The 13633-nt window shown below is 58.0% G+C and carries 8 protein-coding genes; all 8 read right to left on the reverse strand.

Annotation, left to right across the window (positions count from 1 at the left end; translation table 11 throughout):
• Position 1 precedes the first annotated feature (1 nt).
• Genes BLU52_RS24275 through tssK form a run of 8 tightly spaced genes read right to left on the reverse strand, consistent with a single transcriptional unit; the run spans position 2 to position 13633 of the window.
• Positions 2–3037 (reverse strand): hypothetical protein, encoded by a 3036-nt coding sequence (locus tag BLU52_RS24275; RefSeq protein ID WP_090287568.1) that lies wholly within the window; start codon positions 3035–3037, stop codon positions 2–4.
• Positions 3037–4038 carry an SEL1-like repeat protein gene (locus tag BLU52_RS24280; RefSeq protein WP_157720720.1) on the reverse strand — a complete coding sequence of 334 codons (1002 nt, stop codon included), beginning with the start codon at positions 4036–4038 and terminating at the stop codon, positions 3037–3039. Before BLU52_RS24280 ends, BLU52_RS24275 begins: the two co-directional genes overlap by 1 nt.
• Before the next feature lie 38 nt (positions 4039–4076).
• Positions 4077–6113, reverse strand: a complete 2037-nt coding sequence (locus tag BLU52_RS24285) for a type VI secretion system Vgr family protein (RefSeq protein WP_090287570.1) — start codon at positions 6111–6113, stop codon at positions 4077–4079.
• A 28-nt stretch (positions 6114–6141) separates the two neighbouring features.
• A complete protein-coding gene (locus tag BLU52_RS24290; protein ID WP_090287572.1) occupies positions 6142–7143 on the reverse strand; it encodes a serine/threonine-protein kinase in 1002 nt (333 codons plus the stop codon).
• Positions 7140–7868: a PP2C family protein-serine/threonine phosphatase gene (locus tag BLU52_RS24295; RefSeq protein ID WP_090287575.1), complete on the reverse strand. Its 729-nt coding sequence runs from the start codon at positions 7866–7868 to the stop codon at positions 7140–7142. The genes BLU52_RS24290 and BLU52_RS24295 overlap by 4 nt, the downstream gene beginning before the upstream one ends.
• Positions 7868–11407 carry a type VI secretion system membrane subunit TssM gene (gene tssM, locus BLU52_RS24300; RefSeq protein ID WP_090287577.1) on the reverse strand — a complete coding sequence of 1180 codons (3540 nt, stop codon included), beginning with the start codon at positions 11405–11407 and terminating at the stop codon, positions 7868–7870. The genes BLU52_RS24295 and tssM overlap by 1 nt, the downstream gene beginning before the upstream one ends.
• A gap of 13 nt (positions 11408–11420) precedes the next feature.
• Positions 11421–12296, reverse strand: coding sequence for a type IVB secretion system protein IcmH/DotU (gene icmH / locus BLU52_RS24305; protein WP_090287580.1), 876 nt, complete (start codon positions 12294–12296; stop codon positions 11421–11423).
• 5 nt (positions 12297–12301) lie between these two features.
• Positions 12302–13633: a type VI secretion system baseplate subunit TssK gene (gene tssK / locus BLU52_RS24310; protein WP_090287582.1), complete on the reverse strand. Its 1332-nt coding sequence runs from the start codon at positions 13631–13633 to the stop codon at positions 12302–12304.

Consider the following 13633-nt stretch of genomic DNA (forward strand, 5'->3'; position numbering starts at 1 on the left):
CTTATTTGGTCTCCGGTGCAATTGACGTGGCCTTTAGTATCACTTCGAATTTCACAGCATAACTAGCGATCAACGCTTTTTGGTCGGAACCGTTGATTACCTTTCGCGCCCCTTCATAGTCCTTGGCACTATTATTTACATAATCGCCAAGTTTTTTCCCTGTAAATATACCTTCTTTCATGCCCCATATCATAATCGGCACAGAATTTTCAAACCCAGCGGCCTCATCGGGATGGGCGACAAAGTCGATTCCGAAATAATCTTTCGCCTTTTGATAGTTCTTCTTCCATGTCAAATGAACGAGACCACGACCCCGATATTTAAAACCGTCCCCTTGTACCGTATTACCGTTGCCGATCGCAGTTTGTCTGCGTGTTGCGGTATCTGCAAGCACAGGGTCATATTTGTCAAAATAAGAAACCGGCCCATACTCCGGGGCAGCGCTAAAATACTCAGCAATCATAAATTGGTAAGCCTCGTGACGCGCCGTCGCGAACATATATGACAACTCATAGACAGTATAAACTTCCTTAGTTTTGTCCAGATATTTATTAATATTCTCTGCGATCTTGCGTAAATTAGACTTGGACGCAGCAGAAAACGGAGGCGCATCAGCCTGAAACGAAGCATGTTGCTCAGCATACATGGCTACAAACCGCTCGACATCTATAAATTCGGAGCGACTCATGAAGTTACTCAGCATTTCAATAGGATGAAAATGCCAAACCAAGTCCGTACTCATGGCGGCCTTGTCTTTCAGATCCTCCCAAAACACATACTTCGTGATTCGTTCTTTTTCGTGTTTTAAGGTTTTCGGAGCGTCTTCTAAAATAAGACCAAGTCGACTCCATTTGGCAGCATCTGCCTCGTCTTTCCATTCCGTAGGGTGACGGGCGATCAGCTTGGCCCATTTCGCTCTTGTATCTGCAGTTTTCAACGCAACGGTAAGCTCTGCAGGATCAAGTTCCTTATCGTCATTGGTATCCATCTTCAGGAATAACTCTTTGAAGAACTGCGGCATGCTATCCGGATCAAGGAATCCGTCTGCCGTTGCGTTTGCTTCCTCAACAATAACGAAGCCAAGTTTTCCCCAGTCGTGCTGCGTGATGATTTCAGTTTCTTTTTTATTTACCAGCCCAGCTAAGGGCAAGCCGTCCTCTATGATGGAAACCTGATAATAATCCTCAGCGCCTTCTTTGATGGCGCGGGCTTTGTTCAGATCAACGGCATGTTCTTTCTTGAGCGGAGTCAAATCTGTCGCTGGCGCATTTCTTTTCAGATTTGTCCCCGCTAACAAGTGAAGATATTGTTTACCAACTTTCAATCCCGCGCTGTTCTTCAAAAAGTCCGTTACATGGGTTTCTGCTGTAAAAATCTCGACATGAACCTGGTGTTTGCTTGAAACACTACCGTCCTCTCCAGACACATTTTCCGTTAGCCCAAGATAGCCAATCGGATCGCCGGCCTTGATCCCTGTACCCGTGAGCTCGACGGAATCGAAACTTGTTGGAATGACATCCCAAGCGACAAATTCATTCTCCACGAATGCCCAAAAACTAGTTGTCACCTCACCCGCGCCCGCAAGGTCGCCACTGATTTTTGTGCATTTCGCCATTCGTCGGGTGACTCCCGACACCGTCAGGTTCAATACATCTTTACTTTCAAACTCAACAACGCTTCCCGGATTGAGCTGCATTGTTCCTTTTCTGGGGCCTGCGGGCTGTCCATTCTGCGGTGAAGCCGGTTCCTGATACAGATCCAACTTTTTGATAGCAGTACCTTTTACCTTCCCTTGCCAATATTTTGGTTTATTACGCTCGGGAATCGGGTCGGCACGCCATATGCGCTTTTGCTGCAAGTTCTTAAATGGCTCACTATTTTTCAGATAAGCAAACCAGACCACACTGCCTGACAAACGTACTTTTTGTGCGTTGTTCTTGACGCTTCCGGAAAGAATCTTACCCTTGGCATAGGTAATATCCCCTGCGGCTTTTTCCTCCAATATTTCAAGTTTGGTCCCGCTGCTCAACTTTCCTGGAGAGGGCCAGCCGGATGCTTCGGGAAAACTATCGTAGGCCTTAAAGTCGTCAACCTGCATTGTCACCTTAGGCTTAGGAGTTTCCTCCTCTGACAGCGGATAACGCTTATAAGGTAGCAAATGCATATAAAGACTGAAAAAAGTCAGCTTATTTTGCTTGCCCTTGTTGGGCCCATCTTCAGGATTAGGCTCGGATTTATACTCATGGCGTACAAGACAAAAAGAATTTGAATACTTCAGTTTTTTTTCATTTTCACCAAAGGTCGACTCCAAATAATCTTCATTGAGACGATATGCCACGACCTCGCCGTCGGCCATGCAGCGAATCGGTTCATTCAAAATGCATTGAGGAGCGCTGGCATTGCTGATGTGAATGCCACCGTGCCAGAACTTGTTGCTGCCCAGCAAATAATGCCCGGCACTCTCGTTTTCGAGAGCCTTATAAATCTCATCCGCGTCAGAAAACTGCTTACCGTCAGCTTTTCTGAATGGATATTGGAAGCTCATCAGCGGAGCTGGGCCTGCCGGCGCGGGGGCCGGCGCAGGAGTAGGTGCGGGGGCTGGTTGAGCACCTCTGAATTGGGGCTTCGGGCGTAAAAACTTTTCAGGCATTGGCCAGTAACCACTACCCGCCCCATATTTGGCAGATTTCGGGCCGCTTGAAGACTGTGAGCCGAAAAAATTGCCCTTATTTCGAACAGGCGCCCCGGAGATGTCTTCGATAACCCCCGTGTGTCCATGAAAGTTTATCCACAGCGCAATATCGCCAGGTTGTACTTCCGCAAGCGGGATTACATCAAAAAAAGTAGTGTCGGCATTTAACCCCGATGTTGTGAGGTAAGGAATCGTATATCCCGCATCCTTAAGCATTCGATACAGAAGCCCGGAGCAGTCGATTTCCTTTTTCCCATCTTCATCATGGTCAGTCTCGCCCTTGAAAGGGCCGTACTCGTAACCAGTGCGATATTGCTGCCTTTGTTCAAGTAGTCCTGTGCTCATCAAAAGCTTCCTGCTTCAAAACATTGAATAGAGTTATCGCTGACGACGCCTCGGGCTGCCAAGCGCTCAACCAAAGCGTTAGCCGTCTTAGGATCGGTTTTCTGAATATTCCGGTAACACGCCATCGCGCGAGGCAAATCAGCCGCTACGAGGTCTCCCGCTTCGTACACTTCACCTAATCGAATCAGCGCGTTAGTCGAACCGAGACGGGCGGCACGCTCCAATGTCGCTATTGATTCTTTGGGGTTAATACAACCGTGATTTTCGTCGTATTCACCTTCATCGCAATAAAAATCTGCGAGAGTCAAGCCGGCATCCGGCACTTGTTCTGAAGCTTGAATCAACAACGCCAGGATTCTGGAATTCTCCAAGCGTGGCGCTTGTCCAGAAAGACTGATTCCCGCGGCAGCGAATGCTGCTTGCGCCGAACCCTTCCGGGCGCCATCTAAATAGCTATCCAATGCCGCGGCGTACAAATAGATCCCTGATTCGGGAGACGCCTTGTTGACCAACCTGTCGAATATGACGCCTTTTTTTAGTTCCAGCTCACCGGGCGTTAGTCTCTCAGACTGAGTGATCTCTTCCATCACCGCATCGATTGCCCAGTCCTCCACTCGATTCAGAACCCAGCAATCACCATGTTTGAAGACGAAAATCTTTAAAAAATGGCCCGCCTCATCACGGACGACCACTCTGTCAGGCACCTTGGTTTCGACAGTGAGACCCAATTTGGCAGCATTTCCCGGAAGCAGCACCTTCAACTCATCGACGGATATCGAGCCCAAGCTCCGTTCGACAACCTTCGGTATTTTCCCGTCCGCAATGACGTGAACATGCTTCACAGGAGTCGCAATAAACGCTTTCTGTATCTGTGGCTCAGATGCAAAAACTTTTACGAACTCAGCAAAATTGCTGCTTGGGCATTGGGCAGTGCTGGACGAAGAGGCAAAGGCGCCCGAAGTCATCCCCCAGCACAACAAAACAATCGAAAACCACTTCATCTGCCTTACGTACCTGTTTGTTGTCATCACGACATTCATCACTCAGAAAACACAAAAAAAGCCTTCGGCTTAACCTTCTCAGGCACCGCATTCCCCAAGGCCTGATCCATCAAACTGCCCGCCTTATCCTTATCCGCCGCCCCCGGCAGCACCGGCGGCTTAATCCCAATACCCGTGCCCGACCCAGCCGAGCCACCCGCATTGATCTTGATCACCGGCCCAACTACCGTAACCCCACCGCCATCGAGCTTGATAAAGCTCCCACCCCCAAGGATGGTCAGCTCTGTCCCCGCCTCAATAACAATCTTGTCCCCAGCCTTGAGGTGAATCTCTTTCCCCACGCTGGTGAGCTGCGCAGTCCCCAGCTTCACATGCTGGTTCTGCCCAATCGTCAAATGATCATCCAGCTTCGCCTCAACCTTGCGGTCGGCAATCGTGGTGCGGTGTTCTTCAGCCTTCAGCTCGGTGTAGCTGTTCTTAACTACCGTGTCGTGACGTTCATTGCCGACCCGAACCTTCTGGTCATGCTCAACGTTCTCATCCCAATCCCGCTGGGCGTGGATGTAGATCTGCTCGGCGCCTTTCTTGTCTTCAATGCGCAGTTCGTTGTACCCGCCACCCCCCGGTGAGCTGAGGGTTTTGAACACGCTGCGGGTCTTGTTCGCCGGCAATGCGTACGGCACCGGGTTTTCCTTGTGGTACAGGCAGCCGGTGACGAGAGGTTGGTCGGGGTCGCCTTCGAGGAAGGTGACGAGGACTTCCATGCCGATGCGCGGGATGCTGATGGCGCCGTAGCGGTCGCCGGCCCAGGCGCTGGAGACGCGCAGCCAGCAGCTGGTTTTGTCGTCGGCGAGGCCTTCGCGGTCCCAGTGGAACTGCACCTTGATGCGGCCGTATTGGTCGCAGTGGATTTCTTCGCCCTTGGGGCCGGTGACCATGGCGGTCTGGCTGCCGAGCACGCGCGGTTTCGGGTGTTCGAGGGCCGGGCGGTAGAACACGTCCCACGGGGTGGCGAGGAAGGTGTTGCGGTAGCCCTGGTGGAAGTCGTCCTTGTTGTCGGTGGTGTCGCTGGTCACGCCTTCTTCGAGGACTTGCGGTTGCTTGCCTTCGTGGAAGATTTCGGTGAGCAGCCACAGGTCGTTCCACTCGCTGCGCGGGTGGTCGGACAGGGCCATGAAGTGGCCGCTGACCAGTTTGGTCTGGTCGCCGCGACCTTCGGCCTGACGGTAGTCGGCGCGGTGGCGTTCGAGGGCGCGCTGGCTGAGGAATTTGCCGCGCGCGCGGTCGATGAAACGGCCGGGGTAGTCGTAGTCTTCCAGATCCGGCTCGGTGCTCTCTCCATCGGGTTTGTACGCGGCGTCCATTTGCAGGCGCGGTTTTTCGAAGTCGTAGTCGCGGCGCGTGGTGCGGGTGGTGCGGGTTTCCAGGCGCAGTTTGAAGGCCTTGATCACCGGTTCGTCGGCGACCATGCCGCTGCCCTGGACGTAGGCGGTCGGCTGGCCGAGGTCGGGGAACACGGTCTGGTCGTCGCCGAACACCAGCAGGTGGGCTTTTTCGCTGTGCTTGAAGTGGTAGTGAATGCCCTCTTCTTCGCACAGGCGCTGGACGAAATGCAGGTCGGTTTCGTCGTACTGCACGCAGTAGTCGCGATCCGGGCACGGCTGGCTGAGCTGGAAGCTGTAGGCGTTGCTCTTGATGCCGTGTTCGTCGAGGATCAGCGCGATGATTTTCGGTGCCGACATCTGCTGATAGATGCGCTGGTTAGTGCGGTGATGCAGGTATTGCAGTTGCGGCACCATCGACACTTTGTAGCGGGTCAGGCGCTTGCCGGCATCGCCTTGGGCGACGCGGTAGATCTGCCCGTGAATGCCGGAGCCCTGTGGATCGAATGCGAGAAACGCCTGCTTGTGCAGCAGCTGTTCGAGGTCCAGATCAGGGTTTTCGCTGACCAGTTCGAGGTCGAAGCGATACGGCTGGCTGATGCCTTCGGTGCCGGTGAACGACAGCACTTGCAGGTCGCCGACGTAGTCTTCGACCTTGAGGCTGAAGTGGGTTTCGTTAGCTGAGTTGAACATCGTGTGCTCCCTGTTCGAATGTCATCCGTTACGCCCGAAGTCGCAGACGTTGCAGCCAGGACGAAGTGGCGCCCAAGGCGTCACGCAGTTGTTGGGCAGTGATGGTGCGTTCTGCCGGTTTGAAGCTCAGCGCGGTTCGCAGCGCTTGCCAGCCCTGTTGGGGTAGATTCGCTGGGGCGTGCAGCTCGCGCTCCAGATGCTCGTCGCGAGCCTGGGTCGAGGGCAAGCGGCGGAACGGGTGTTTGCCGCTCGCCAGTTCATAGATCACGCAGGCCACGCCGTACACGTCCGCGCTGGCCGACAAGGGTTGGCCCTCAAGCAGTTCGGGGGCGGCGTAGCCCGGGGTCCAGGCGTTGAAGCGTTCGCGGCTCAGGTGCGGTAGGCCGGGCAAGGTGCCCTGCTCTGCCTGACCGAGGCCGAAGTCGAACAGGCGCAGGCCGTCTTCGCTGAGCATGACGTTGCTCGGCTTCATGTCACCGTGCAGCACGCCGCGACCGTGGGCGTAGGCCAGCGTGTCGAGCAGCGGCAGGACGATGTCGCGCAGTTCCTTCCACGGCAGGCCGAGGGGCCGCTCGCAGAGCAATTTGTCCAGGGTCAGGCCACGCATGTATTCCATGGTGATGAAGGCCCGCTGGCAGTCGGTGTCGACTTCAAAGGTGTGCGCACGCACGACGTTGTCGTGGCGCAGGCGCCGGGTCAGGGCGAACTCGCTGTAGAGCAAGGCACTGGCGTCCGGCGATTCGGCAAATTCTTCGCTGAGGATTTTCAGCGCAATGTAAGGATCGGGATCACCGAACTGTTCGTGCAGCAGATCCCGCGCCCGGTAAACGGAGCCCATGCCACCGGCCCCGAGCAGACGCTCGAGCTGGTAGCGACCGGCGAGTACATCCGGCAGTGCGCCGATGCTGGCCTTGGTCGGCGCCAACAACGGTTCTGCCTGATGACCTTTGGCAAAAGCGAAATAGGTCAGGTTGTTGGCCTGTTCTTCGCTGATCAGCAGGTCATCGATGGGCGATTCGAGTTCACTCATTGGCGGATCACCACGGCAGTCAGGTTGTCACGTGCGGCGCCACGCAGGGCGCCGTCGAACAAACGTTCCAGCGCCACATGCGGCGCGCTCAGGCTGAGGGCGTTGCCGAGGGCATCGCTGCTCAGGCCCTGATACAAACCATCGCTGCAGAGCAAAAACGCATCGCCCGGATAGACCTCGAGTTCCAGCACATCCAGGGTCAGTGTTTCGGCGGCACCGACGGCTCGGGTCAAGGCTTGAGCCGCCGGATGCGCTGCCGCTTGTTCGGCGCTCATTTGTTGCTCGTCGATCAATTGCTGTTGCAGCGAATGGTCCTTGGACAGCTGATACAGCCGCTGCCCACGCCACATATAGCAACGGCTGTCGCCGGCCCAGATGCAGGCCGCACGATTGCCTTCCACCAATAGCGCGACGACAGTGCTGCCCATGATGCTGTCGTGACGCCCGGCAGTGACCGTCAACTCTTGCCCCAAACGCCGGTTCAGCCAGTGCAGGCACTGGCGGATGGCTTTGAGTCGTTCGTCGAAGTCCTCGTGTTGCGGCAGTTCAGCCAGACTGGCGACGATCAACTGGCTGGCAATGTCGCCACCCTGATGACCGCCCATGCCGTCCGCGACCACCCACAGCCCATGCTGTGGCAAGTCGAGGAAGGCATCTTCGTTGCGCGCCCGCACCTTGCCCGGGTCGGTACGCGCCGCGCTGCGCCAGGCACTGGCCACCAGCATCAGAGCTGCACCGGCATACGGAAGGTGCGCAGCACGCCCATGTCGAACGGGTTCGGCGTGCGCTGACTGGTCAGCAGGTAGTTGGCGCGCAGGCCACCCACATCGGCTTTCAATACCAGCACGTCGCGACCGGTCATGTACTCGGTCTGCATCAGGTCGAACAGACGGAACAGCGACCATGGGCCGGAGTTCTTCTCGATGCCGATCGGACGTCCGGCCATTTTGTCCATGACCAGACTGGTGCGGCCGTCTTCAGCGTCGGTCGGCCATTTGAACGACATCGGCAGAATCGGACCGTGGCGGTATTCCATGGTCTTGTCGCCGAACTTGAACTCGGAACGGCTCACGGCCGGGTCGAGGGTGTACGGCTCCAGTTTGAACTGCACGGTCGGTTCGGCCGGGTTGATCGAGAAGAAGCTCTGGCGAATCGTCAGGGCTGCGGCCATCTGATCGAGGTAAACCTTGGACACCGGCAGGCTGTGACCGTCGACGCTGCGCATGCGGTAGTTGCCCGGATCGCCGCTGACGAACGGACGCATGTAGTTGTCGAAGAAGCGGTCGACGATGCCTTGCGCCTTGAAGAACTCGCGGAAGTCGCTGATCGCCACGTCGCTGGTGCTGGTGGCGCTGAACGGATAACGCTTGCTGATGGTTTTGCCATACACGCTGTACAGCTCGTTCTGATAACGGCCGTTCAGGTATTGATAGGCATCGTTGAGCACCAGACGCCACGAGTCTTCGGCCAGCACGTTGAACCACACGCTCAGCGGACGCGGCAGACGACCAGAGGCATTGCGCAGGTTGGTCAGCGCATCGCGTTGGCCGCTCATGCGGGTTTTCGCCAGTTCGAAGGCGGCTTGTTCCGGCGTGCTCGAACGGGCCAGGCCGGCCAGTTGTAGCTGCAGGTCGTTGAGCGCGCTCAGCGCAGGGGTCAGGTCCGCCGCCGGGCCGTTGTTGTCATCGAGCAAACGGTGCAACGGTTCGAAGCGGCGTTGCAGCGACTTCTTCGCGGTGTCTGGCAGGTTCTTGGCGACTTTCAGCGCCGAGGCCTTGTCCGCCACGGCAGACGCCAGCTTGCCGACCTTGCCCAGCTTGCCTTTCTGGTCGGCCAGCGCATCGGCCGCATCACCGGCTTCCTCGACCGGATCAGCCGTCGATTCGAAGCGGGTGTTCTCACGCACTTCGGTGAGCAGCGCCAGCACCGGCGAGTTGGCTGAGGTCAGGCCCGCCAGTTGCTCGGCGCCTTCACCGGCGTCGCTGATCGGCGGCAATGCAACCTGGCCGACCGCTTCGCTCCAGTAGTTGGCGTAGTCGCGGAAGTACAGTTGCTCCAGTTCGACCATCAGGCGACGCAAGTCCATGTCGCTGATGCCCGCGCCTTCGCCCAGCACCCAGTTGTCGCGCAGGATGTCGGTCACCAGCGCCGAGCCCTGCACCGAGAAGTACTGCTGATAACCGCTCTGGGTGTAGAAGCCCGGAATCACGTATTCCGTGCCGATGAACAACGAGCCTTGCGGGCCGAGGTGCTGGCTGAAACGGTAGTCCGGCAGGTTGCGCGCCTGCTCGCGGAGCATGCGGTACACCACGGTCGCCAGCGATTCGCTGCGCAGGACCTGACGCGCTTGCGTCACCAGCTGATCGTTGAGCGGATAGATGAACGGCTGCTTGAGCAAACGATCGAGGTGCGCATTTAGACCGTTCTGCACTGCGGTGTTGCCGGTATAGCGCTGCGACCAGTCGGTGGCGATCCAGTCCTTGAGCCAGACGGCATCGCGACGGTCTTTCATGTTCAGCATCAGGTACGCGCGCAGGCTGTTGAGCAAGCGATCGCGGTCCTTCATGTTGGCGCGGATCTGCCCTTCGAGCATGGTCGCCACCCGTGGCAGCAGTTGCGCTTCGAGCTCATGCTCGTAGGCTTGCTTGACCACCGGATTGACGTCTTCGCCCTGATACAGCCCACCGCGTTCGTGGTACGACACGTCGCCCTTTTTCGGGAACGCCTGGGTGGCGGCATAGCTGGTATCGAGGGTTTTCAGCACGCCCATGGCGTCATCGCGTGGGGTCAGCGCCGAACGTTGCTGGGTCCAGTTCTGCGCCAGCGTGCGCAGGTTTTCCAGGCGCTCATAATTGGCCGAAAAACCACCGGCCCAGAGCATGCCGAACAGGGCCAGCGCGGCCAGTGCACCAACGTACAGCGCCCGTTGGCCCCAATGGATGCGGCTGCGCTCGCGCTTGTCGAGACCGGCCAGATCGGCTTCGGGGAAAATCACCTGGCTGAACAGGTGATGAATGAACCGCGAACGGCCGCTGCGCAGGGTCGGCAGCACGCCGGCGTTCATGCCGAGGCTGGCGCCGATGCCGGCGGTGGTCGAATCCATTTCCTGGGTCAGGTGCGGCGCGCTGGTCAGGTAGAAACCGCGCAGTTGCGTGGCCCGCTGATAACGGTTGCCGGTGAACGCCATGTCGACGAACAGGCACAGGCGCTCGCCGATCTGCCCGAGTTGATGCGGGAAGTCGAGGATGCGGCCACGGCGCTGGGTATCGCGCTCGGAGTGCATGCGCATGATGACTTGGCTGTTGAGACGACGCAGCAGCTCTTCGAACTCGTTGCGCAGCACTGCCACGTCGGTGCCGACCTGATCCTTGCGGAAACTGGTACCGAGCACCTGATCGCTTTCTTCGCGGGTCAGTTGGTCGAAGAACTCGTCAAAGCCGAGCAGCTTGTCGGCCTTGCTCAGAACCAGATACACCGGCACATCGACGTGCAGTTTCTGATGCACGTCTTGCAGACGCCCACGCACCTGACGCGCCAACGTATCGATGTCCTGCTCACTGCCGCCGAGCAGGGTTTCCACCGGGATGGTCACCAGCACGCCGTTTAATGGACGACCGCGGCGACGCTTGCGCAGCAGTTCCAGCAGGGTAGTCCAGGCGTTGCCGTCGACTTCGGCGTCGGGCTGGGTCAAGTAGCGCCCGGCGGTGTCGATCAGCACGCCGTGATCGGCAAAATACCAGTCGCAGTGACGGGTGCCGAGAGTGTCGCGGGTCAGCTTGCGGTCGATCTTGTTGATCGGGAATTCCAGACCGGAAAAGTCCAGCAGGCTGGTCTTGCCCGAGGCCTGCGGACCGATCAACAGGTACCACGGCAAGTCGCTGCGCCAGCGCTCACTGCGGCCGCGATACAGGCTCGAGGTTTTCAGGGTTTTCAGCGCGTCCTTGAAGCGCGCCTTCAACTCTTTCTGTTCCTCGTCGATCAGCTCTTCGCGGCGAATGCGGTCCTGGCCGTCTTCGCTGGCTTCCTCGGCTTTCTTGCGAATCCCGGCGCGCCAGCTGACGAAGACCATGGTCAGGCCCCAGATCAGGAACAGCACGGCGATGGTCAGCAGACGCGAGGTCGGGCTTTCCCAGAACTTGTAATCGTCAACCGCCAACAATGGACCGGCGAACCACACCAGCAGTGCGAGAAACAGCACCAGCAGCAAGGTCCAGACCCAGGTCTGGCGCAGGAAGGCGCCGACTTTCTTGAAAAACTTTTTCATCACACGTCCCTGTTTACGGCTGCGACTGCGGTTGCACCGCAGCCGGATCAAGCGGCTGATAAGGTTGCAGAACGGTGTCGCGCTGCTCGCCCAAGACCCAGGCGAAGCCCGAATACATCACCACCAGGCAGACCAGCGTGAACAGCACCACCATCCACGCCGGCACGATGCGCACCAGATTGCGCCGCTGGTCGTTGAGGCCTTCCCAATGCGGCGACAACTCGCGCGGCACATCGCCACGCAACTGACGGATCTGCCGGTACAAGGCGTCGCGGATGCCTTCGAGTTCGAGCATGCCGCGCGCCTGTACGCGATACTTGCCCTCGAAACCGAGGGACAGGCACAGGTACATCAGTTCGAGCATCGGCAGGTGCTTGACCGGGTTTTTCGACAGCCGATCGAGCAGCTGGAAAAACTTCTCGCCGCCGAAGGTTTCGTTGTGGAAGCTGCTGAGCAAACTCATCTGCGACCACTCGCTTTCGTTGCCCCACGGCGTGGTCACGACGGCTTCGTCAACCACGGTGCAGAGCACGTAACGCGCGGCCATCACCTGGCTGCTTTCGGCGCCGTTGTGCAGGGCGCGTACTTCAAACAGTTTCAGGCCCGCAGTCAGTCGCTCGTTCAGCGCGTACAAGTCTTCGCGGGTTTCGCTGTGCTTGAGGCGCACCACTTCCGAGAGCAGTTCCGAGGAGGCCGCGACCAGCGAGTTGAGGCTGATGTTGAACGCTTCGGCCGGACGCAAACGCGCGGCGTAGATCATGCGCTCTTCCAGTTGCTCGAAACGCGGCGGCGCGGCGAAGTCGGTCAATGGACTCGACGCCGGTCCGTGGCCCTGGCGATCGAGCAGGACGGTTTTGTCGTCCTGGCTGTAATCCGTTTCCTTGATCATGTCGGTCAGTTCCTGATGGCCCAGAATTTCAGTTCAAGATTGGCGAATTCGCCGGACACGTGGAACGCGAAACCGCCGGAGCGCTCGAGTTGTGCCAGGTCTTCGGAACTGAGTTCGAGAATGAAATAGGTTTTGTTGGAATGGAACGCGATCTGCCGCGGGGCCACCGGCAACGGTTTGACCTTGATGCCCGGCAGGTGCAGGTTGACCAGTTGGCGAATGCGCTCCACCGGGCCGACCTTGAGGTGCGCCGGCAGACGCTGGCGCAGTTCTTCGGAGTCGCAGTCGGCACTGGCCGCCAGCACGAACGACGCCGAGCCGAGCAGTTTGTGGTCGTGCAACGGCGAAACGATGATGCCGTACTGACGCGCTTGCAGGATCAGTTCGATGGCGTGCTGTTCGAGCACCATCGACAGCACCTGACGAATCGCTTCCATCAGTTTGCGGAAGCTCGCGCCCTGATCGGCGTGGGAATAGCGGCTGTCCAGACGCGGGCGTTTGCTCTCGCCGGAGAAGGTCGCCAGATCGCCGAGCATGGTCAGCAGCGTGCGGTACAACTCTTCCGGATGGACCTGCTCCAGCCCCAGATAGTGACGCAGCAGCAGTTCGGTGCGGTTGATCAGTTGCAGCATCATGAAGTCACCGACCTCCGCGCCGCCGACCTTGCCGTTGGAGCGAATCCGCTCGGCAATGGTGTCGCCGCGGTGGCTGAGCATGCTGATGACTTCTTTCAGGCACGACAGCAGGTAGCTCGACGCGTGGGCCTGAATGTAGGTCGGCACGAAGTCCGGATCGAGGCTGATCACGCCGTCGGGCGTGGTGTCGAGCACGTCGCAGATCTTCAGCTTCACGTAGGCCTGATCGCTCTGCTGCTCGCCGAGCAACAGTTTGAAGTCCGGGCGACCGCAGCTGACCTGACTGGCCGAATCGTCGCCAGCGTTGGAGTCGGCAACTTCGGCGTCGTACGCGGTGTAGCGCGCGAGCACGTCGGATTGCTCCGGGCGGCGGGCCTCGATGTGGTTGCCGGTGACCAGCGGCAACGCCAGATAGATCGGCGTGTTGCCGGTGTTCGGCGGCACGTCGAGCGCCAGCGGTTCGGTGTTGCCGCCGAGCTCGAACAGGCTGCCGTCCGGCAGGATCCCCGACGCTTCACTGATCACCAGTTTGCCCATGTTGAGGAACTGCAAGTCGATTTCCAGATTGAGAAAACCCCAGGTGTAGCCACCGAGCAATTGCGTGCGGGTTTTCATCTGGTGATCGTAATAGCGATCGTTGTGCTGGAAGTGCTGCGGACGCAGCAGCATGCCTTCCTGCCAAATGACTTTATGGGTATTCAT

The sequence above is a fragment of the Pseudomonas granadensis genome, assembly GCF_900105485.1.
GTDB classification, from domain to species: domain Bacteria; phylum Pseudomonadota; class Gammaproteobacteria; order Pseudomonadales; family Pseudomonadaceae; genus Aquipseudomonas; species Aquipseudomonas granadensis.